Origin of the sequence: Nonomuraea sp. CA-143628, from assembly GCF_050942315.1 — a bacterium.
Lineage (GTDB): Bacteria > Actinomycetota > Actinomycetes > Streptosporangiales > Streptosporangiaceae > Nonomuraea.
Genome location: NZ_CP192072.1, coordinates 7,316,051 through 7,336,486, shown reverse-complemented (window position 1 = coordinate 7,336,486; position 20,436 = coordinate 7,316,051). Strand labels below are relative to the sequence as shown.

Sequence of the window (20,436 nt, the reverse complement as noted above, 5' to 3'; positions counted from 1 at the left end):
TCTCATTCTGTGACGTCAGCGTTCTTCACGCGTAAGACGGGCGAGTTCGTGCCCGCTCCGCACGCCCGCAGCCCCTGGTCGCCCGACATGCTCCACGGCCGCCTGCTCGGGGGCCTGGCCGCCATGGCCGTCGAGCAGGAGTACGGCGAGGCGGACCTGCGGTTCGCCCGGCTCACCGTCGATCTGTTCCGCAACAGCCCGATGCTCCCGGTCACCGTCGAGACCGAGCTGGTCAGGGACGGGCGCCGGATCCGGGTGGCCGACGTGACGATCCGTACCGACCAGGGCGTGATCGGCCGGGCCAGCGCCGTGCTGCTCAGGCGGAGCGAGCAGCCGGACGGAGAGCGGAACGACACGCCCGCCTGGGACGAGCCGCCGCCCGCCGGACCGCCTGTGACGGGCGGGGAGTGGGAGCCGCCGTTCGACCTGTGGCGGCTGACCGACTGGAGCGAGCCGGGTCCCAACCGGGTCTGGCTGCGCGAGACGCATCCGCTCGTGGACGACGAGCCGGTCACGCCGTTCACCAGGGTGGCGCTCGCGGCCGACTTCGCCAGCCCGCTCAGCACCGGCGGCACCGGCGGTGTGCACTTCATCAACGCCGACTACACGATCACGCTCGGCCGGGTCCCCGAGGGAGAGCTGGTCGGCGTGGAGGCGACCGGGCACCTCAGCGACGGCGGCGTCGCCACAGGGCAGTGCACCCTGCACGACGCCGCCGGGCCGATCGGCTTCTGCCTCGTGACCGCCGTGGCCAACCCGGTTCCCTTGCGGACCCGCTAGAGACCCGAGTCCGCCGAGGTCAGCCCCCGCAGGAGGTCGGCGGCCTTCTCCGCGATCATCACGGTGGCCGCGTTGGTGTTGGTGGAGACGATCTCCGGCATGATGGAGGCGTCGGCCACTCTCAGACCGGCGAGGCCGTGAACGCGAAGCCGCGGATCGACCACCGATGACGCATCAACCCCCATCCGGCACGATCCGGCGGCGTGACCGTAGGACTGCACCGCCTCACGGACGAAGGCGGCGATCGTCTCGTCGTCGGCGCCGGCGAGCGGATGTGAGCCGCTCCGCCATTCGTCGAACGCCGCCGTCTCGCTGATCTCGAGCGCGTGCCGTACGCCGGAGACGAGAGCGCGCAGATCGTGGCTCTCGCCGAGGTAGCGGAAGTCGATGAGCGGCGAGGCCGCCGGGTCGGAGCTCGAGAGGGTGATCGACCCTCTGCCGGCCGGGCGCATGTGCCCGACGCCGAAGGTGTAGCCGTGCTCCGGGGACCTCTGCCACGGGTTGGCGAAGGGCACATGGATGAACACGATCTGCAGGTCGGCCGAGGCGCGTCCCGGCTCGCTGTCCAGCAGCAGGGTCACCTCCCCGAGATTGCCGGACGGCGCGGGCAGCGGTCCGCGCGACGGAACGGTCAAGCCGGCCAGGATGATGTGATCCTGCAGGTTCCGGCCGACGCCGGGCAGATCGTGCAGCACCTTCACCCCCACCCGCTCGAGCTCGGCGGCCGGCCCGATGCCGGAGCGCAGCAGCAGGTGCGGCGTGCCGATGGCGCCCGCGCACAGCACGACCTCCGTGTCAGCCGTGCAACGGATCAGCTCGCCGTCCACGACCACGTCGACGCCCGCGCAGCGGTCGGCATCCACGGAGAGGCGATCGACGAGGGCCCCCGGCAGCAGGTCGAGATTGGCGCGCCCCAGCGCCGGCTCCAGGTAGGCCGTCGCGGTGCTCTGGCGGCGCCCGTCCACGATGAGGAGATCATGGCTGCTCACCCCCCGGAGCCGCGCGCCGTTCAGGTCGGCGGTGAGCGGATGCCCGGCCTGCTGCGCCGCCGCCAGATAGGCCTTTGACAGTGGGTGCAGCCGGGCGGTGGGGGCCGGGCGGAGCGGGCCGTCCGTGCCCCGGTAGCGCGGGTCGCCGTGCGGCACGGACTCCGAGCGTTTGAAGTACGGCAGGACGGACTCGTAGTCCCATCCCGTGCACCCCTCGTACGCCCAGGTGTCGAAGTCACGGCGGTCGCCGCGCAGGAAGGCCATCGCGTTCGTGCTTCCGGTGCCGCCCACCGTCCGGCCACGGGGGATGTCGTGCACCCGGCCCGTCCTCGTCTGGGGCACCGTCTGAAACGCCCAATCGACGTCGGTCCGGTACAGGGCCGGCCAGGCGTGAGGGGTGGTGATCCGGCTGCTGGTGTCGGCATGACCGGCTTCGATCAGCAGGACGCGGCACGACGGATCCTCGCTGAGACGGGCCGCCACCACGCAGCCGGCGGTGCCCGCCCCGATCACGACGTAGTCGTAGACCCGGCCCCGAGTCACAGCGCGACCACCACGGTCTTGGTCTCGAGGTACTCCTCCAGCGTCTCCCTGCACGTCTCACGGCCCCAGCCGGACTCCTTGGTGCCGCCGAAGGGAAGGGCGGAGTCGGCCGCCTGGTAGCAGTTCACCCACACCTGCCCCGATTCGATGGCCGCCGCCATCCGGTGCGCGCGCGAGATGTCCTTGGTCCACACCGCGGCGCCCAGCCCGAACCGCGTGTTGTTGGCCAGGGCCAGCACCTCCGCCTCGGTGTCGAACGGGACCGCGCAGACGACCGGGCCGAAGATCTCCTCGTGCATGATGCGCGAGTCGGGCCGGGCGTTCACCAGGACGGTGGGCTCGGCGAAGAACCCCTCGCCCGCCAGGGCGCGGCCTCCGGTGACGACCTTCGCGCCCTCGGCGACGCCGATCTCGACGTAGCCGAGCACCTTGTCGCGGTGCTCGGCGGAGATGAGCGGGCCCATCTGCGTGGCGGTATCGAGCCCGCGGCCGAGCTTGAGCGAGGCCGCGTGGTCGGCCAGGCGCTGGACGACCTCGTCGAAGACGGCGCGTTGCACATAGAGCCTGGAGCCGGCGATGCAGCTCTCGCCCTGGGTGGCGAAGGCGCCGGCCGCCGCGCCCGCGACGACGGCGTCGAGGTCGGCGTCGTCGAAGACGATGTTCGGGGACTTGCCGCCCAGTTCCAGCGAGACCCGCTTGAGGTCCTGGGCGGCCGACCGGACGATCGCCTTGCCGGTCCCGACCGACCCGGTGAACGTCACCTTGTCGACGCCGGGGTGGTCGACGATGGCCGCGCCGGCGCTTTCTCCCAGCCCGGTGACGTAGTTGACCACCCCGGCGGGGATGCCGGCCTCGATGGTGAGCTGGGCCAGCAGCGCGATGGAGATCGGCGTCTGCTCGGCGGGCTTGAGGACGACGGCGCAGCCGGTCGCCAGGGCCGGCGCCAGCTTCTTGATCGCCATGAGCAGCGGCAGGTTCCAGGGCACGATCGCGCCGACGACACCGACCGGCTCCTTCAGCGTGTACGCGTGGAACCGCCCACCGGACCGGGCCGGGTACGAGATCGGGATGGTGTCACCGGTGATCTTCGTGGGCCAGCCGGCGTAGTAGCGCAGGACGTCCACCGAGAACGGGATGTCGAAGTAGATCATCTCGTTGATCGGCTTACCGCTGTCGATGGAATCGAGAACCGACAGCCGTTCGGCGTTCCGCTCGACGAGATCGGCCAGCTTCCAGATCAGCTGTCCCCGCACCTGCGGCGTCATCGACCGCCACGGGCCGCCCGGCGCGAGCGCGGCCCGTGCCGCGGCCACCGCGCGATCGACGTCAGCCGCCTCCCCGGCCGGCACGTCGGCGATCACCTGCCCGTCGGCCGGGTCGTAGACCGGGAACGTCTTGCCACTGATCGCCTCGACCCACTCGCCGCCGATGAGCATCTTCCGCGCCAGGCGGATGTCATCGAGAACGGGGGGTGCGAACTGCGCCTCGGCCATGTCTGCGCCTTCCTCACAAGGGAGCGAAATGTACCATACTAGAAGTGATCATTTGCAGCCGGCTTTCGCATAGCAGCAGAAAGGCGGGGCCGCGTTGGGATACTAAGATCGGCCTGTCAAGCGCATGCTGATGCTCTTGACGTGGGAGTAGTGGTTGAGGGCCTCGATGCCCTTCTCGCGCCCATAGCCGCTGTTCTTGTGTCCGCCGAAAGGCATCTGCACCGACTGCGTCGACCAGGAATTGATGTACACCTGCCCGGCCTCGATGGACTCCGCCACCCGGACGGCCCGCGACATGTCCGAGGTGAACACCCCGCCCACGAGACCGAAGTCGGAGTCGTTGGCCAGGGCCACCGCCTCCTCCTCCGTCTCGAACGGGATGATGACGAGCACCGGGCCGAAGATCTCCTCACGGGCGATGCGCATGTCGTTGGTCACGCCGGAGTAGACGGTGGGCTCGACGTAGAAGCCCGAGGCGAGTTCGGGGTCGCGGGGCAGCCCACCGCCGATCTCCGCGGTGGCGCCCTCCTCGGCCGCGATCTGGAAGTACCTCTGTACGGTCTCCCACTGTCCACGGGTGATCATCGGTCCCACCTCGTGGCCCGGGCGCAGCCGGCGGGTGGCGGCCACCACCGCCGCGGTGAACCGCTCCTGGGCCTCGCGCTGGACGAGCAGGCGCGTACCCGAGGAGCAGACCTGACCGGCGTTGGTGGTGAAGGCCCGCACCGCCTCGGACGCGGCGAACTCCAGGTCGGCGTCGGCGAAGACGATGTTCGCCGACTTGCCGCCGAGCTCCAGGGTCAGCGGCAGGATGCGATGGGCGGCGATCCGCCCGATCTCCTGCCCGACCGGCACCGAGCCCGTGAACGCGACCTTGCGCACCAGCGGGTGCCGCACGATGGCGGTGCCCACCTCCGCGCCCCGGCCGAGCACCACGTTGAACACTCCCGGCGGCAGCCCCTCCTCGCTGCCGATCCGTGCCAGTGCGACGGTGGTGCGCGAGGTCGCCTCCGCGGGCTTGGCCACGATGGTGTTGCCGGCGGCGAGCGCGGGCGCGCAGGCACGCGCCGCCTGGTTGAGGGGCAGGTTCCACGGGGTGATCACACCCACGACGCCCAGCGGCTCCCGCAGCGTGTACACGTGCAGGTTCGGCTGGATGTCGAGCACCTCACCGACCGGCAGGTTGACCAGGGCGGCGTAGAACTCGAAGTACTCGGCCGCGCCGCGGATCTCGGCCATCGACAGGGCGAGGGGCTTGCCGGTGTCGGCGCTCTCCATGGCCGCGAGCCCGTCGAGGTCGGCCAGCAGCCGGCGGCCGATGGCCGCGAGGATGCGGCCACGCTCGATTGAGCCCGTGTGCCGCCAGCCCTTGGCGGCGCGGCGCGCGGCCTGTACGGCGGAGTCCACGTCGGCCGCGGTGCCCAGGCTCACCTCGGCCCCCGGGGCGCCGTTCGCCGGATTGGTGCCGACATGTGTCGTGCCGCCGGCGGACGGCACCGCCTTGCCGTCGATCCAGTGTGTAAGCGGCGTACTCATGCTCATCATTCGGGCCCCAGCAGTGTGTACATCTCCGTGTGGTCGGTCTGTGGCGTCACCGTGCCCGCGACGCGCCGCCACTGGCGCGCCACCCCGTCGGCGATCTCGGCGGGCCGGCTGAGGGCGCGGGCCAGATCGACCGCGATGTCCACGTCCTTGGACATCAGCCGCAGCGCGAAGCCGGAGGCGAAGGTGCCGCTCGTCATGAACTGGGCCACCTTGTTCTCGCTGGTGTTGCTGCGGCCCGAGGAACTGTTGAGCACCCGCGTCATCGTCTCAGGGGAGATGCCGAACGACTCGGCCAGCGACAGCGCCTCGACGGTGATCGAGATGGTGGCCGCCGAGACCAGGTTGTTCAACGCCTTGGCCGCGTGGCCCGATCCGATGTCACCGACGGGGATGACGGTGCGGGCCATGGCCCGCAGCAACGGCGTGGCCCACGCCAGCTCTTGCGGGGACCCGCCGGCCAGTACGGAGAGCGTCCCCGCCTTCGCGCCGCGGACCCCGCCGGACACCGGAGCGTCCAGCATGGGCAGCCCCTTGGCGCCCAGACGCGCGGCGAGCGCACGGGTGCGCAGCGGTTCGGAGGAACTCATGTCGATGACGAGGCTCCCGGGCGTGAGGGCGTCGGCCAGCCCGTCGCGCTCGAGGACCTCCTCCACGACCGCCGAGTTCGGCAGCATGAGGATCAGGGCCTGAACAGCCGCGAACGACTCGGGCCCGGCCGCCACGCCGGCCGTCGGATGCTCGGCGGCGAAGGCGGCGGCCACGCCGGGCGCCGCGTCCGTGACCGTCAGCAGATAGCCGCTCTCGGCCAGGCGCGCCGCCATGGGCGCTCCCATGTTCCCGAGACCGACGAAGCCGACACGGGCGATGCTCACTGCTCCACGTCCGTTGCCTCGGGCACCTCGGCGTCCATCGTCGCGAACACCTCGGCCGCGAGGCGGAAGGCCTCCAGCGCCGCCGGTCCGCCGCAGTAGAAGGCGCTCTGCATCAGCACCTCCTTGACCTTCTCGCGCGACACGCCGTTGTTGAGCGCGCCGCGCACGTGCGCCTTGAACTCGTGACCGCGGTTGAGCGCGGTGATCATGGCGAGGTTGATGAGGCTGCGCTCCTGCGGGCTGAGCCCCGGCCGGTTCCACAGATCGCCCCAGCAGTACTGGGTGACGTAGTCCTGGATGTCGCGTGAGAAGTCGGTCGCGGCCGCGAGGGAGGCGTCGACGTGGGCGTCGCCGAGCACCTTGCGCCGCATGGCGAGGCCGGCGTCGTAGAGGTCCTGGTTCATGGTGGTGCTCCTGGTGAGAGTTGACGATCAGATGCGGGCGAAGTCGGCCCAGTCGCGGATGACGAAGGCGTCCGTACCGTGGTGATCCACCCGGCAGGCCGAGTGGCCGCCGAAGTGTCCGGGGAAGACGAGCAGGTCGCGGTCCGCCGCCTCGGCGAGCAGCCGGCGGCGCGTGGCGCGCGCCATGGCCGGGTCCTCGCAGAAACAGCTGTTGACGGCGGGAAAGGCGATCTGCACCGGTGAATGGAGGATGTCGCCCACGAAGAGCGCGCCGGCCCCCTTCGAGTCCAGCCGCAGTACGGCCGAACCGGGCGTGTGGCCGGGTGCCTCCCGCAGGACGAGCTCGGAGTTGACGCGGTGCTCGCCGTTCCACAGGTCGGCCAGCCCGGCACGGTGCACCGGCAGGACGCTGTCCTCGAAGACGTTCTGGTTGCCGTCGCCCGGCGGCCGGGGCGTGCGGATCGGATCCCAGAACAGGAAGTCCGGCTCCGGGATCAGATATCGGGCGTTGGGGAAGGTGGGCACCCACTCGCGCCCCTCCAGCCGGGTGTTCCAGCCGACGTGATCGACGTGCAGGTGGGTGTTGACCACGATGTCGACGTCCTCCGGCCGCACCCCGGCCGCCTGGAGATTGTCCAGGTAGGCGGTGTCGTGATGGGCGTACACCGGTGCGTACGGACGCTCCTTGCCGTTGCCGGCACCGGTGTCGAGGAGGATCACCATGCCCTGACTGCGGATGAGCCAGGTGTGCAGCACCGAGCGCAGGGTGCGGCTCTCGGCGTCATAGAAGTCGGGGTCGAGCCGGTCGTCCCAGTAGCCGGGGTCACTGTCGGGGAACATGAAGGCCGGCGTGGCGGGGCTGGGACCCGCGTACTCCTGCACCCGGGTGATCTCGACGTCGCCGAGGACGACGCTGGGCGGCGCGGTCACCACGACCGGTTCGCCTCAGGCACCGGATAGCGTGCCGCGAGCTCCGGCGAGACGGCCGCCGAGACGAAGTTCGCGGTCTCCAGCAGCTGCGGCGTGAAGCCGTTCCCCTTGGCCAGCGTGCGGGTCTCGGCCATGAAGGCGCTGCGCGCCTGCGCGTCGTCGGTCATCGGGCGTTCGCGCCGCTCCCATTCGGCGAGGGCCTGGCCGAGGTCGTCGTACAGGTCGAGGGCGTGGGCCAGGTCGACGGCGTTGACGATGCCCACGCTGGCTCCCTGGCCCAGCGCTGGGCACATGGCGTGCGCGGCGTCGCCCACCAGCACCGCGCGTCCGGTCGACCACGGGGTGACGCGGGTGGTCTGGTAGCTGTCGTGCCGCCCGCCCTCGGCCTTGCCGGCGAGTTCGCCGATCGCCGCCAGTTGGGGGAAGCGCCGCGACCAGACCTCCACGTCGATCGGGATCCGCGACGCGCGCTCGTTGCTCGTCTGCGCCATCATCCCGAGGTACAGCGTGTCCGGCCCGACCGAGATGAACAGGATGCGCATCGCGTCCGCGCCGAGCGTCCAGAAGTCGACCACGCGGTCCCACTGCTCACCGCGGAACTCCTCCGGACGCGGAATCAGCACCCGGCACACGCCGTCGGAGTAGCTCTTGCGCTCCTGAGCGAGGTCGCCGAGGGAGTTGCGGATCGCCGATCCGGCGCCGTCCGCGCCGATGACGAGGTCCGCCTCCAGCCTGGTGCCGTCCTCCAGGAGCAGCGCGCCCGCGGGATCGGCGCCGACGGCGCGCGAGCCGGTGACGATCTCGACGCCCGCCGCCCGCGCGGCATCCGCCAGCAGGGCGTGCAGTTTCGGCCGGGTGATCGCCCAGTACGGGTAGCCCGGCAGCTCGGCCGAGACCGAGACGCCGTCCAGGTTCGTCTCGTAGTAGTGCGGGCGCACGCCGTTGTCGCGGATCGCCTCGGCGACGCCGATGACCTCGAGCGCGAGCATCGCGTTGCGCCACAGCAGGATGCCGGCGCCGAAGTCGCGCACGTCGTCGTTCTGCTCGTGCAGGCGTACGGTCCAGCCTCGCTGAGCCAGCGCGGTGCTCACGGTCAGGCCGGCGAAGCCCGCCCCGGCGACCTCGGCGTGTCGGGCCGGTGATGGTGGGGTTGTCATCTCGGTACCTTCCGGAAGTCGATCAGCCGGCCGCGTCGACCCAGACGGTCATGCTGCCGCGGGCCAGGGTGTGGAAGTGCAGGTTGAAACCGAGCACGACCGGAGTCAGCTCGGGGTCGATGTCCAGCCGGGGTACGTCGACCGCGTGGACGATGAAGACATAACGGTGACGGCCGGAACCGGGCGGCGGGTTGGGCCCGATGTACTGGCGCATCCGCAGGTCGTTCGGGAGCGTCAGCGACCCGGCGGGCATCGCTCCGTCGAGGGCTCCGGCACCGGCCGGCAAGGAGGTCACCTCGGCGGGAATGTTGGCCACCGCCCAGTGCGTGAAACCGACCCCGGTCGGCGCGTCAGGGTCGTAGCAGACCACCGCGAAGCTCTTCGTCTCCGGCGGGAACCCGCTCCACGCCAGGTGCGGGGAGGCGTTGGTGCCGCCGATCTCGGGGTCGCGGAAGGTCAGCGGCATCTGCTCCCCGTGACGGAGGTCATCGCTGCGTACGTCCAGCGCCGGCGCCGGGGTGACCGCGGCGTAAGGGTCGTCGTTGATCATGTGGTGTCCTGTCGGGATGATGTGCTGTTGACGTCGAATGTGCGGATGGTCCGGCCGATGTCCCAGGTGCCCGCCCAGCCGCGGGGCAGCGCGATCACGCTGCCGGCGGTCAGCTCGTGCGACGTGCCGTCCCGGTCGGTGACCGTGGCCTCGCCGGAGATGACGTACGTGAACGCTCCGTCATCGTCCTTGACCTGTGGATATACCCCCGGCGCGCGCTCCTGTACGGCGCAGTGGCCGTCCGGCCCGTCGAACACCACGACCGGGAGCGCTCCTTCGAGCACCTGGGCCGCGGGCACGAACGCGGACGGGACGACCGTCTCGGGCAGCGGGGGAGCCGGGGTGGTGTGGAGGTAGACCTTGCGGATCGTCTCCCGGATGTGCCACGTGCCCACCCATCCGAACGGCAGCACCAGCACGCTGCCCGCGGTGAGCTGGTGCGACGTGCCGTCCTGGTCGGTGATCGTGGCGTCGCCGGAGATGATGTACATGAACGAGCCGCGCTTGTCCTTGACGCGCGGGAAGACCCCCGCGTCGCAGGCCCAGATCGCGAAGAAGCCGTCGGCGCCGTCGAAGACCGTCTTCTCGTAGGCGAAGGGCACCCCCTCGATGATGGGTTCCATCGACACCTCTTCGGGCAGCGGTCCTGCCAGCACCTGATGGGCGTCCAGAAAGGCGGACGGGGTCGGGGTCATGGCCGGGTTCCTCCGGGGGCGGAAGGGATGAGCTCGGGTTCGGCGGGTGCGGGGATGCCGAGCAGTTCGAAGGAGGGGCGGTGCAGGAGCGCGTGCAGCTCCTCGTCCGTGATGGGCGTGTGGGCGATGTGCCGCATGCGGGCCACGACGCGGGTGAGCGCGGCGGCCGCGCTGCCGGCCGAGACCATCGGGGAGTCGCTGCCGAAGAGGACCTTGTCCAGCACCCCGTACTCCTTGGCCGCCGACAGCGCGTTGGCCAGCACCGTCGGACGGCTCGCGATCGCGGAGGTGTCGGCGTACACGTGCGGGTTGCGGCGCATCACGATCGCGGTCTCGTGCACCCACGGGTGTCCCATGTGGGCGATGACCACGCGCAGCTCGGGGAAGGCGATCGCCACGTCGTCCAGCAGCAGCGGGTTGGCGTCGGCGAGCCGGCCGGCGTTGGCGAAGATCGCGCCCTGGTGGATCATCACCGGCAGGCCGAGCCGCTCGGCGGCCGAGAAGACCCGCATCGTCAACGGGTGCAGCGGCGAGGTCCCCTGATAGATCGGGCCGAGTTTGATGCCGCGCAACCCGAGGTCGGCGTGACACCGCTCGATCTCGTCCACCGCGTCGTGCCGGGTGGGATCCACCGACATGAATCCGACGGTCCGGCCGCCGACCTCGCGGACGAAGGCGGCCACGGAGTCGTTCGGCACCATGATCCCCGACGCCTGAGCCTGCAGCCCGAACACGATGGTCCGTTCGGCGGGGGCGACCTGCCGCCGGTACGACTCGACGGTCACCCGGTCGATGGCGTCGGCGGCCAGGCGGGTGGAGACCCGGCCGAGACCGTCGGTCCAGGGTGGACCCTGATGGTCCGGCACCCAGAAGTGCGTGTGTACATCGGTGATCATGGCGGTCAGGCCTCACTTCGCAGGTAGGGGATCGCCAGTGCCGTGGGGGCTCGATGCCGCCGTTTCCCCTCGGTGCCGAGAGCGACAAGCGCCAGGAGGTACGGCATGCCCAGCCACAGGGATACCGGCAGGGTGACGGACGGGGATACGACGACGAGGGAGAGGAGGACGACGACGGCGGCGAGCCCCGCGGCCTCCACGCCGGTGGGCCGGCCGGAGTCGAGACGCGGGACGCCCGCGCCGCGCCGCACCCGCCGCAGCGCCAGAGCGAGCACGACGAGGATCGCCGCGGCCAGCCACAGCTCGCGGGGGATGACGCCGATGGCCTGCAACCGGAGCTGGGTCGCGTCGGCGAGCGCGAAGATCGCCACCGCTATCCCGAGCCCGGACATCCGCCAGCCGCCGAAGAGCACCGCGGCGATGGCGAGGTAGCCCCGGCCACCGGTCATGCCCTCGCGGAACACCCCGACGTCGCCGATGGACAGATAGGCGCCGGCCGCTCCGGCGCAGGCGCCGGAGAAGAGCACGGCGGCCCACCGCATGCCGCGGACGCCGACCCCGGCCGCGTCGGCCGACATCGGGCTCTCGCCCACCGCCTTGAGGTTGATCCCCCAGGTGGTACGGCCGAGAGCCGCCACGACGAGGACGAGCAGGATCGCCGTGGCGTAGATGAACGCGTCCTGGTCGAACAGGGCAGGACCGATCACCGGGAGGTCGCTCAGCAAGGGGATCGCGAGCCGGGGCAGCGGCTGGAAACTGCGCGCCGGGACGAGGAAGCGTTCGTTGAGGAAGGCGGTCAGGCCGTAGCCGAGCAGGGTCAGCGCGATGCCCGCCACGATCTGGTCGACCTTCGCCTCGATCGACAGCAGGGCCATGACGACGCCGAACAGCAGACCCGCGATCATCCCGCCGAGGAACCCGAGGGCGATGGAGCCGGTCTCCCACACGACCAGGTAGCCGCCGAACGCGCCGATCAGCATGACGCCTTCCAGGCCCACGTTCAGCACACCAGCGCGTTCGGAGACGAGTTCGCCGGTCGCGGCCAGCAGGATCGGCGCGGCGATCGTCACCGCCGAGACGAGAAACGCGACATCGAAGATGCCCATGTCATGCCTCCTCGGTGCCGACGAGCGCGAGGCTCTTGGCGGTGGTGACCGGTTGGTGGGCCGGTGCCCGGCTCATCCGTCGCTTGGCCACGACGGCGGCCAGCAGCACGAGCACGATCACCGCGCCCTGCAACACCTCGGCCAAGGACGCGGGCACGTCGAGTCCGGCCTGCAACGCCGTTCCGCCGACGTTCAACGCCGAGAACACGACGGCCGTGAGGATCGCGGCGATCGGCGAGTTCCCCGCCAGCAGCGCGACCGCGATGCCGTTGAAGCCGACTCCGGCCTCGAAGCCGTCGCTCATCCAGGGAGCGGTCCCGGCGAAGAGCAGGGCCGCCCCGGCCAGGCCGGCGAGGCCGCCGGAGATGAGGATGGCGGCCACTCCGTCCCGCTTGGGGTCGATGCCCGACCAGCGCGCCGCTTCTCCGTTGCCGCCGGACGCGCGCAGCCCGAACCCGAAGACGGTCCGGGAGAGCAGCAGCACGACCAGGACGGCGCAGATCGGCAGCAGCACGACGTCATAGGACAGGGTCTGACCGGGGACGGCGGGAAAACTCGGCCAGATCGTGGCCGGCGGGAAGGTCTGCGACTGCGGCTCGTGACTCGCCGCGCCCTGCAACGGGCCGCGTACGAGCCACGCCGCCACCTGCACGGCGACGAGGTTGAGCAGCAGCGAGGAGATGATCTCCAGCACGCCGCGCGACGCCCACAGCCAGGCGGTCAGCCCCGCCCACAGTGCGCCGCCGGCGATTCCGGCGAGCGCGGTCACCAGCACGGCCAGAGGTCCGGGCAGGCCGCCGCAGTGCAGGCCGATCGCCGTCGCCAGCGAGCCACCGGCGATCACCTGCCCGGGGTAGCCGACGTGCAGGCGCCCGGCGCGGGTGGCCACGATCCATCCGAGCGCGACCAGCAGCAACGGCACGGCCTGGGTGAGCGTGGTCCCGGCGTTCGTGCTGTCGCCGAACGTACCCGCCCAGAAGACCGAGAGGGCGTCGGCGGGCGCGACCCCGCTCGCGAGCAGGATCAGCGAGGCGATCAGCGCCGCGATGACGATCACGCCCGCCGTGACGAGCACGCGCGGGAGGTGCTGTCTCATGCGCGTCACGTGCCCTCCACCTCCTTCGCCGAGGTCATGAGAGCGCCGATGCGCGTTCTTGTCGCGTCGGCGGCCGCCACCAGCCCTTGGATTCGCCCGTGGGCCATGACGGCGATGCGGTCGGACATGGCGATGACCTCGTCGAGATCCATGGAGATCAGCAGGATCGCGCCGCCCCGCGCCCGGTGTTCGCCGAGCCGCCGGTAGACGAAGTCGGTGGCACGCACGTCCAGGCCGCGTACCGGCTGCACGGCGATGAGCAGCGCCGGGTGGTCGGAGAACTCCCGGGCCAGTACGGCCTTCTGCTGGTTGCCACCGGACAGGCGGCCGATCGGGAGTTTCTCGCTGTCGGCGCGGACGTCGAACTCGGTCATCAGCCGCCGCGCCTCGGCGCGTGCCGCGGCGGTGTTCAGGATGCCCCGGCGGCTCAGCGGCGGCCGCCGCAGGGCCCGCATCGTGATGTTCTCCCAGAGGGCCATGCCGGAGACGATCGCCACGTGGTGCCGGTCTTCGGGAATGAGCGCGCCGCCGGCCTGGTAGAACCGCCTCGGCGTCCGGTTCTCGAACGGCTCGCCGTCGAGCTCGATCCGGCCCGACAGCGCCGGCCGGATGCCCATCACCGCCTCGACCAGCTCGTTCTGACCACTGCCCGCCACACCGGCGATGCCGAGGATCTCTCCGGCGCGGACCTCCAGGTCGATCCCGCTCAAGGCCGGCGGACCCTTCGGGTCGAGGGGGTCACGCGCCACCGCCAGCCCGCGAATGGTCAGCACCGGCCGGCCCGGTTGGATGTGCGGCCGCGCCGGTCGCTCCGCGACCAGGCCGCCCACCATCATCGTCACCAGTTCGTCCGAGGTGACGTCCGCGACGCGGCCCGTCCCGACGACGGCGCCGGCCCGGAGGACGGTGTAGCGGTCGGCGACGGCGAACACTTCCGAGAGCTTGTGGGAGATGAGCACGATGGCGTGCCCCTCGTCGGCGAGCCGCCGCATCAGCGCGGCCAGTTCGTCCCATTCGCCGGGGCTCAGCGCGGCACTCGGCTCGTCGAAGATCAGGATCCGGGCGCCCCGGCACAGCAGCTTGACGATCTCCAGGCGCTGACGCTCTCCTACGGACGCGTCGGCCACCAGGCGGTCGGGGTTGATCCGGAGGCCCGTCGTGGCCGCGATCCGCTCCGCGCGCCGGCGTACGTCCGCCGTCGCGTTGTGCCACGGGACCCGCGCCGGGCGCATCGCCAGGTTCTGCAGCTCGGTGAGCATCGGCACGAGCGTGAAATGCTGGTGGACCATGCCGATCCCGGCGCGCAGGGCGTGCTCCGGCTTCCGGAAGTGCACGGTCTCGCCCGACAGCCGCACCTCGCCCTCGTCGGGCTGGTACAGGCCGGTGACGATGCGCATCAAGGTCGTCTTGCCGGCGCCGTTCTCCCCGAGCAGGGCGTGGATCTCGCCCCGGTGGATGTCGAGATCGACGCGATCGTTGGCGGTGAAGGCGCCGAACCGCTTGGTGACACCGCTCAGGCGAAGGGCCGGGGCATCGACGCCGAACTGGGGTCCAGAGGACGATTTGGTTCGGGGGGACGACTTGGTGCGGATGGACGATTTGGTGCGGATGGACATCGCGGCGGCCTAACGCTGCGCGAAGGCGTAGGACGGCTTCGGCAGCAGGACGTTCGTGGCCGGGGTGATCTCGTTGGCGATCAGCTGCTTGGTCACCTTGTCGGCCAGCGCCCGCGCCTCCGGCGTCGCCTTGCCGGGACAGAACTCGAACTTGACGGCGCCCTTGGCCAGGCCGTAGCTGATCGCGCCGGCGGGCAGCTTGCCGGCCGCGGCGTCGGTCACCGCATCCTGCAGGATCGCCGACCAGCTGACCACGCCCGAGCCGATGATGTTCTTGCCGGCGGCGCAGTCCAGGCCGAAGACCTGGTAGATGTCCACGGGCTTCGCCGCGGCGTCGGATGCCTGGTAGACGCCCTGGGAGCCGCTGTCCAGGTCGGACAGGATCGAGTCGACGCCGGTCGCGATCATCGCCTCGGCGGCCTGCTTGGCCTTGCCGACGTCGTTGTAGTCGCCCGTATAGGTCTGCCCGACCTTGGCGCCCGAGGTGTCGAGCCCGGCGCCCTGGACCATGCCGTAATACCAGCTGGCGGAGGCCGGAACCTGCAGGCCCGCCAGCATCCCGAGCTTCTTCGAGCGCGACAGCGCCGAGGCGACGGCACCGACGACGATGGCGTCGTAGCCGACCGCGGCGTCGACCGAGGTCACGTTGGCGGCGAACGACTCCGTGTGCGCCGCGACCAGGATGAACCTGACCTTCGGGTATTTGGGCGCGACGACCTCCACCGCCTTGTTGAGCGACGCCCCGTCGGCCACGACGATCGAGTTGGCGGCGGCCAGCGTCTGCAGGCCCTTGATCTGCGCCTGGGAGTTGGTGACGTTGTCGACGATGGAGGCGAGCCGCAGCTTCTTCTGCGCGGCTACGGCCGCGTTCACCCCGGCCAGGCCGTACTGGGTGAATCCGCTGTCGTTGCGCGGGGCCTGCGAGATGAAGCCGATCGACACCGTGTCACTGCTGGCCGCCGCGCTGTTTCCCGATGAGGTGCCGCAGGCGGCGAGCGTGAGCGTCAGGGCGGTGGCGGCTGAGGTGAGCGGAATCCTGGTGCGCATGGTGACCCTTTCCCGTGCCCGGTACGCCGGGCAAGGCATGAGCTAGATAGGGGAGGGCAGCTGGCTGAACTGGTATGCCAGTCTGCGGAGTTACCAGCACCATGTGGCCTGCATGGTAGCGACAGGCTGTCATCTACCATACTAGATGTCAAGGGTCGTCTTCATGGCGTTGGCCTCGGCCTATTGCGCGATGCGTGGTCGTGGGGATGCCGGAGGTGGGCGGCTATTACCGCCCTGACATGTCAGAGATGGTTCCGGCGCGTAACATCCCAGATGAGCAGCTGAGGGCCGGTCGGCACCCGCTGATGTCTCCGGGTGGACGCGCTACAGCGAGACATGCTCTGTCGATCTACGGCGGGACCTGCCCCGTCGCGCTACAGCGGGACACGCCTTGTCGCGGCGCGTGCGCGACGGCGCCGAGGGGCGCGCCCGCTGGGCAGCCGCAGGGCGCGCCCGCTGGGCAGGTCAGAGCGCGAACTTGACGCTGACCTCGTCGGCCAGCTCCAGACGTCCCTGTTTGACGTGGGTCCGCATGGCGCGCTCCGCCGCGTCGGCGTCGTGGGCCCGGATCGCCTGGACTATGGCCCGGTGTTCGGCCAGCGACCGCTCCATGCGCCCTTCGCGGCGGGTGACGATGGACGACAGCAGCCCCCGATGGAGCTGCTGGACGAGCAGCCGGTAATGATCCGTCAGGCGGTCGTTGCCCGCCCCTTTGACGATCAGCTGGTGTAAACGCTCGTCGGTCGCGCTGTAACCGTCGGTGTCGCCCGCCTGCGCGGCCGCGGTCATCGCCACCATCACCTCGTCGATGAGGGCGACGATCTCGTTGTTGGCGCGGTTGGCGCACAGATGGGCCGCCATGCCTTCCACGGCCTCGCGGACCTCGAACAGGTCGAGTATCTCGTGGCGGCTCAGACGTTTGACGAACGTGCCGCGCCGACGCTCGACCGTGACGAAGCCGGCGCCCTCGAGTTCTTTCAGCGCCTCGCGGACCGGCATCCGGCTCACGCCGAAGCGCTGGGCCAGGCGCGCCTCGGACAGCTTCTCGCCGTAGGCGATCGTGCCGGAGGCGATGTCCTGCCGGAGCTGTCTGACGATCGCGTCCTTCATGGATCCGCCGCTGTCCAGCTCGCCGATGGGCAGCGACGTCGCGGGCTCGGCGCTTCGCGGCTTCTGGTGCGAACCGGCGGCGTCGCCGGACTGAGACCTCGCCATGCGACTGAGCCCCATCCCCTCTTCGCGACCGACGGCGGACCAACCTATGGAGTCGGATTCTACCATACCAGTTGCGAAACCATGATCGCGGCCGCCAGAGCCCTCTTCCTGGCCCCGGTCGATACGCGGTCAGGAAGAGGTGGCACGAACTACATGAGCGACGCTACACGGGACGCTCGGTGCGGTCGCCGGACCAGTCGGTGTGGTAGGCGCCCTCACGGTCCACCCGAAGGTAGGTGTGCGCGCCGAAGAAGTCGCGCAGCCCCTGGATCAGCGCGGCGGGCAGCCGCTCGCGGCGCAGCCCGTCGTAGTAGGCCAGCGCCGAGGAGAAGCCCGGCGTCGGCACGCCGATCTGCACCGCCGTGGTCACCACCCGGCGCCAGGACTCCTGCGCCAGGTTCACCGCCGCCGCGAACGTCGGGTCGGCCAGCAGCGTCGGCAGTGCGGGGTCGGCGTCGTAGGCGGCGCGGATCCGATCGAGGAAGCGGGCCCTGATGATGCAGCCGCCCCGCCAGATCGTGGCCATGGCGCCCAGCTCCAGGTCCCAGCCGTACTCCTTGGAGGCGGCGGCCATCTGGTCGAAGCCCTGCGCGTAGGCGACGATCTTGGAGGCGTACAGGGCCTGCCGTACGTCCTCGACCAGCTCCCGCCCGCCGACGCCCGAGAGCTTCGGCCCCTCCAGGGACGCGGCGGCGGCGCGCTGCTCCGGGTGCCCCGACAGCGCGCGGGCGAACACCGCCTCGGCGATGCCCGTCACCGGTACGCCAAGGTCGAGCGCGCTCTGCACGGTCCAGCGGCCGGTGCCCTTCTGCTCGGCCTGGTCCACCACGACGTCCACGAACGGCTTGCCGGTGGCCGCGTCGACCTGGTCGAGCACCTCGGCGGTGATCTCGATCAAGTAGGACTCCAGCTCACCCTGGTTCCACTCGCGGAAGACCCCGGCGAGCTCCGCCGGGGTGGCGCCGAGGGCCTGACGCAGCAGGTCGTAGGACTCGGCGATGAGCTGCATGTCGGAGTATTCGATGCCGTTGTGCACCATCTTGACGAAGTGCCCGGCGCCGTCGGGGCCCACGTGCACCGCGCACGGGACGCCGTCGACCTTGGCTGAGATGTCCTGCAGGATCGGGCCGAGCGCCTCCCACGACTCCTTGGAGCCGCCGGGCATGATGCTCGGGCCGTTGAGCGCGCCCTCCTCGCCGCCGGAGATGCCGGTGCCGACGAAGTGGATCCCCTTGTCGCGCAGGGCCGCCTCGCGCCGCCGGGTGTCGGCGAAGTGCGCGTTGCCGCCGTCGACGATCATGTCGCCCGGCTCCATCAGCTCGGCGAGCTGGTCGATCACCGCGTCGGTGCCCGGACCCGCCTTCACCATGATGATCGCCCGGCGCGGCCGCTTAAGAGAGGCCACGAAGGCGGCCAGCTCCTCCGACGGTACGAACGTGCCCTCTCCGCCGAACTCCTTGACGAGCTGCTGCGTCTTGCTGGGCGTGCGGTTGTGCACGGCCACCGCGTAGCCGTGCCTGGCCAGGTTGCGCGCCAGGTTCCTGCCCATGACCGCCAGGCCGGTGACCCCGATATCTGCCAAGTCCATATCAAGCTCCTCTGTGGGGGATACGCATGATCCAGCGGTAGAGGTTCGGCTGGATATTCCAATATTTCAGTCGCTTTGGCGTACGCCCAGCTCGTCGAGCCGATGCAGCATGTCAGCCGGATCGGAGTACACGCGGAAAGCACCCGCGCGCTCGAGTTCGTCCCTGCCGTATCCGCCTGACAGCACCCCGATCCCGAGCGCCCCCGCACGGCGGGCGGCGAGCAGGTCCCAGACACTGTCTCCTACCACCATCGCATGCCGCACATCCACCTCCAGCAGCGCCGCACCCGCAAGGAACAGGTCAGGGTCCGGCTTGGCCCGGCGCACCATGTCGCGGGTCACCATCGGAGTGTCCTCCGGCAGGCCCAGCATGCCCAGCGCCAGCCGGGCCGTACGCGCGTAACCGCTGGTCGCGATGGCCCACGGCACGCCGCGCGAGGTCAGCTCGCTCAGCAACTCGGCGGCGCCCGGCAGCGGGCGGACGGAGTCGATCTGCTCGGTGTAGGCGTCACCGTGGATCGTCTGCAACTCGTCGATCTGCTCCGCCGACAGTTTCAGCCCCGTCTCCTGCAGCAGCGCGCTCACGAACAGGCCACCGCTCATCCCGATGCGGCGGTGGATGCGCCACACCGACAGGTCGATGCCCAGCCCGGACAGTGCCTGGCGCCAGGCGATGACATGCTGGTAGACGCTGTCGATCAAGGTGCCGTCGAGGTCGAAGAGGAACGCCGGTGTGGGTGCGTGCGGGAACGTAGGTGCGTGGGAGAACTCCGTCATGGCTCCATGACACCACGGCCGCCATGAACGCCCTTATGGCGGGCGGCCACGTCGCGTCCGGGGGATGCGCGATCGCCGAGGCGGTCATGCCAGAGTGAGGGCATGACGGAATATCGGGTACTCGGACATACCGGTCTCAAGGTCAGCCCTCTTTGTCTCGGCGCGATGATGTTCGGCGGGTTCGGTGAGGAGTCGGCCGAGAAGTCGGCCGACATCATCGACCGCGCCCTCGACTCGGGCATCAACTTCATCGACACCGCCGACGTCTACTCGCGGGGCCAGTCGGAGGAGTTCGTCGGCCAGGCCCTGGCCAGGTCGGGCAAGCGCGACGACGTCGTCCTGGCCACCAAATGTCACGGCGCCATGGGTGAGGGCCCCAACGAGGGCGGCAACTCAAGGCGCTGGATCTTCCAGGCCGTCGAGAACAGCCTGCGCCGCCTCGGCACCGACTGGATCGACCTTTACCAGATCCACCGCCCCGACGCCGCCACCGACATAGACGAGACGCTCGGCGCCCTCACCGACCTCGTCCGGCAGGGCAAGGTCCGCTACATCGGCAGCTCCACCTTCCCCGCGCACCAGGTGGTCGAGGCCCAGTGGGCGGCAGAGCGGCGCGGGCTCGAACGCTTCGTCTGCGAGCAGCCTCCGTACTCCCTGCTCGCCCGCGGCATCGAGGCCGACGTGCTGCCCACCGTCCAGAAGTACGGCATGGGCGCCATCGTCTGGAGCCCGTTGGCGGGCGGCTGGCTGAGCGGCCGCTACCGCAAGAACCAGGAACTGCCGGAGAGCCGCCGCGCGAGCCGGCTGCCGCACCGCTACGACATGAAGCTGGAGGTCAACCAGCGCAAGCTGGACGCCGTCGAACAGCTCGCCGTCCTGGCCGAGGAGGCCGGGCACACGCTGATCGAGCTGTCCCTGGCGTTCACGCTCAGGCACCCGGCGGTCACCTCGGCCATCATCGGGCCGCGCACGATGGAACACCTGGAGGGCCAGCTCAGCGCCCCCGAGGTACGGCTCAGCGACGACGTCCTGGACAGGATCGACGCCATCGTGTCGCCGGGCGTCACCATCAACCCGGGCGACGAGGGCTGGCAGCCCCCGCAGCTGTCCGACGCGAAACTCCGCCGGCGCCCCTGA

19 protein-coding genes are annotated in these 20,436 nt (G+C 70.5%); 2 read left to right on the top strand and 17 right to left on the bottom strand.

The window, feature by feature from the left end:
- The first annotated feature begins 9 nt into the window (after positions 1-9).
- Positions 10-780, top strand: a complete 771-nt coding sequence (locus ACQP2T_RS33680) for a thioesterase family protein (protein WP_433508913.1) — start codon at positions 10-12, stop codon at positions 778-780.
- Here the strand turns inward: ACQP2T_RS33680 and ACQP2T_RS33675 are convergent.
- The 17 genes from ACQP2T_RS33675 to ACQP2T_RS33595 all read right to left on the bottom strand — a co-directional run bounded on the left by ACQP2T_RS33675 (position 777) and on the right by ACQP2T_RS33595 (position 19,299).
- Entirely contained in the window at positions 777-2,312 is a 1,536-nt protein-coding gene (locus ACQP2T_RS33675) for a GMC family oxidoreductase (protein WP_433508912.1), read from the bottom strand. The genes ACQP2T_RS33680 and ACQP2T_RS33675 overlap by 4 nt on opposite strands.
- The gene (locus ACQP2T_RS33670; protein WP_433508911.1) at positions 2,309-3,805 is read right to left on the bottom strand and encodes an aldehyde dehydrogenase family protein; all 1,497 of its coding nucleotides are present in this window, start codon (positions 3,803-3,805) and stop codon (positions 2,309-2,311) included. Before ACQP2T_RS33670 ends, ACQP2T_RS33675 begins: the two co-directional genes overlap by 4 nt.
- Positions 3,806-3,907: 102 nt before the next feature.
- Positions 3,908-5,341 (bottom strand): aldehyde dehydrogenase family protein, encoded by a 1,434-nt coding sequence (locus ACQP2T_RS33665; protein WP_433508910.1) that lies wholly within the window; start codon positions 5,339-5,341, stop codon positions 3,908-3,910.
- Between the two features lie 5 nt (positions 5,342-5,346).
- Entirely contained in the window at positions 5,347-6,222 is an 876-nt protein-coding gene (locus ACQP2T_RS33660; protein ID WP_433508909.1) for an NAD(P)-dependent oxidoreductase, read from the bottom strand.
- A complete protein-coding gene (locus tag ACQP2T_RS33655) occupies positions 6,219-6,626 on the bottom strand; it encodes a carboxymuconolactone decarboxylase family protein (RefSeq protein WP_433508908.1) in 408 nt (135 codons plus the stop codon). The genes ACQP2T_RS33660 and ACQP2T_RS33655 overlap by 4 nt, the downstream gene beginning before the upstream one ends.
- A 27-nt stretch (positions 6,627-6,653) precedes the next feature.
- Entirely contained in the window at positions 6,654-7,559 is a 906-nt protein-coding gene (locus ACQP2T_RS33650; RefSeq protein ID WP_433508907.1) for an MBL fold metallo-hydrolase, read from the bottom strand.
- A complete protein-coding gene (locus ACQP2T_RS33645; RefSeq protein WP_433508906.1) occupies positions 7,553-8,713 on the bottom strand; it encodes an FAD-dependent oxidoreductase in 1,161 nt (386 codons plus the stop codon). The genes ACQP2T_RS33650 and ACQP2T_RS33645 overlap by 7 nt, the downstream gene beginning before the upstream one ends.
- A gap of 22 nt (positions 8,714-8,735) precedes the next feature.
- The gene (locus ACQP2T_RS33640; protein ID WP_433508905.1) at positions 8,736-9,263 is read right to left on the bottom strand and encodes a YbhB/YbcL family Raf kinase inhibitor-like protein; all 528 of its coding nucleotides are present in this window, start codon (positions 9,261-9,263) and stop codon (positions 8,736-8,738) included.
- Entirely contained in the window at positions 9,260-9,958 is a 699-nt protein-coding gene (locus tag ACQP2T_RS33635) for a cupin domain-containing protein (RefSeq protein ID WP_433508904.1), read from the bottom strand. The genes ACQP2T_RS33640 and ACQP2T_RS33635 overlap by 4 nt, the downstream gene beginning before the upstream one ends.
- On the bottom strand, positions 9,955-10,854 hold the full coding sequence (locus tag ACQP2T_RS33630) for an amidohydrolase family protein (protein ID WP_433508903.1): 900 nt from the start codon (positions 10,852-10,854) through the stop codon (positions 9,955-9,957). Before ACQP2T_RS33630 ends, ACQP2T_RS33635 begins: the two co-directional genes overlap by 4 nt.
- A gap of 5 nt (positions 10,855-10,859) precedes the next feature.
- Positions 10,860-11,960 carry an ABC transporter permease gene (locus ACQP2T_RS33625; protein ID WP_433508902.1) on the bottom strand — a complete coding sequence of 367 codons (1,101 nt, stop codon included), beginning with the start codon at positions 11,958-11,960 and terminating at the stop codon, positions 10,860-10,862.
- 1 nt (position 11,961) lies between these two features.
- Complete coding sequence (locus ACQP2T_RS33620; protein WP_433519864.1) at positions 11,962-13,056, bottom strand: ABC transporter permease; 1,095 nt, start codon at positions 13,054-13,056, stop codon at positions 11,962-11,964.
- 5 nt (positions 13,057-13,061) lie between these two features.
- The gene (locus ACQP2T_RS33615; RefSeq protein WP_433508901.1) at positions 13,062-14,672 is read right to left on the bottom strand and encodes an ABC transporter ATP-binding protein; all 1,611 of its coding nucleotides are present in this window, start codon (positions 14,670-14,672) and stop codon (positions 13,062-13,064) included.
- A gap of 9 nt (positions 14,673-14,681) precedes the next feature.
- The gene (locus tag ACQP2T_RS33610) at positions 14,682-15,719 is read right to left on the bottom strand and encodes a BMP family lipoprotein (RefSeq protein ID WP_433508900.1); all 1,038 of its coding nucleotides are present in this window, start codon (positions 15,717-15,719) and stop codon (positions 14,682-14,684) included.
- Positions 15,720-16,184: 465 nt separating this feature from the next.
- Positions 16,185-16,934: a GntR family transcriptional regulator gene (locus tag ACQP2T_RS33605; protein ID WP_433508899.1), complete on the bottom strand. Its 750-nt coding sequence runs from the start codon at positions 16,932-16,934 to the stop codon at positions 16,185-16,187.
- Positions 16,935-17,097: 163 nt separating this feature from the next.
- The gene (gndA, locus tag ACQP2T_RS33600; RefSeq protein WP_433508898.1) at positions 17,098-18,522 is read right to left on the bottom strand and encodes an NADP-dependent phosphogluconate dehydrogenase; all 1,425 of its coding nucleotides are present in this window, start codon (positions 18,520-18,522) and stop codon (positions 17,098-17,100) included.
- 66 nt (positions 18,523-18,588) lie between these two features.
- Positions 18,589-19,299: an HAD family hydrolase gene (locus ACQP2T_RS33595; protein WP_433508897.1), complete on the bottom strand. Its 711-nt coding sequence runs from the start codon at positions 19,297-19,299 to the stop codon at positions 18,589-18,591.
- A gap of 102 nt (positions 19,300-19,401) precedes the next feature.
- Between ACQP2T_RS33595 and ACQP2T_RS33590 the strand changes: the two genes are divergently transcribed.
- A complete protein-coding gene (locus tag ACQP2T_RS33590) occupies positions 19,402-20,436 on the top strand; it encodes an aldo/keto reductase (protein ID WP_433508896.1) in 1,035 nt (344 codons plus the stop codon).

Excerpts from the sequence above, each read along its gene's own strand:
- ACQP2T_RS33670 (WP_433508911.1), bottom strand. The coding sequence starts at position 3,805 with ATGGCCGAGGCGCAGTTCGCACCCCCCGTTCTCGATGACATCCGCCTG.
- ACQP2T_RS33665 (WP_433508910.1), bottom strand. The coding sequence starts at position 5,341 with ATGAGTACGCCGCTTACACACTGGATCGACGGCAAGGCGGTGCCGTCC.
- ACQP2T_RS33655 (WP_433508908.1), bottom strand. The coding sequence starts at position 6,626 with ATGAACCAGGACCTCTACGACGCCGGCCTCGCCATGCGGCGCAAGGTG.
- ACQP2T_RS33645 (WP_433508906.1), bottom strand. The coding sequence starts at position 8,713 with ATGACAACCCCACCATCACCGGCCCGACACGCCGAGGTCGCCGGGGCG.
- ACQP2T_RS33640 (WP_433508905.1), bottom strand. The coding sequence starts at position 9,263 with ATGATCAACGACGACCCTTACGCCGCGGTCACCCCGGCGCCGGCGCTG.
- ACQP2T_RS33635 (WP_433508904.1), bottom strand. The coding sequence starts at position 9,958 with ATGACCCCGACCCCGTCCGCCTTTCTGGACGCCCATCAGGTGCTGGCA.
- ACQP2T_RS33630 (WP_433508903.1), bottom strand. The coding sequence starts at position 10,854 with ATGATCACCGATGTACACACGCACTTCTGGGTGCCGGACCATCAGGGT.
- ACQP2T_RS33625 (WP_433508902.1), bottom strand. The coding sequence starts at position 11,960 with ATGGGCATCTTCGATGTCGCGTTTCTCGTCTCGGCGGTGACGATCGCC.
- ACQP2T_RS33620 (WP_433519864.1), bottom strand. The coding sequence starts at position 13,056 with ATGAGACAGCACCTCCCGCGCGTGCTCGTCACGGCGGGCGTGATCGTC.
- ACQP2T_RS33615 (WP_433508901.1), bottom strand. The coding sequence starts at position 14,672 with ATGTCCATCCGCACCAAATCGTCCATCCGCACCAAGTCGTCCCCCCGA.
- ACQP2T_RS33610 (WP_433508900.1), bottom strand. The coding sequence starts at position 15,719 with ATGCGCACCAGGATTCCGCTCACCTCAGCCGCCACCGCCCTGACGCTC.
- ACQP2T_RS33605 (WP_433508899.1), bottom strand. The coding sequence starts at position 16,934 with ATGGCGAGGTCTCAGTCCGGCGACGCCGCCGGTTCGCACCAGAAGCCG.
- gndA (WP_433508898.1), bottom strand. The coding sequence starts at position 18,522 with ATGGACTTGGCAGATATCGGGGTCACCGGCCTGGCGGTCATGGGCAGG.
- ACQP2T_RS33595 (WP_433508897.1), bottom strand. The coding sequence starts at position 19,299 with ATGACGGAGTTCTCCCACGCACCTACGTTCCCGCACGCACCCACACCG.
- ACQP2T_RS33590 (WP_433508896.1), top strand. The coding sequence starts at position 19,402 with ATGACGGAATATCGGGTACTCGGACATACCGGTCTCAAGGTCAGCCCT.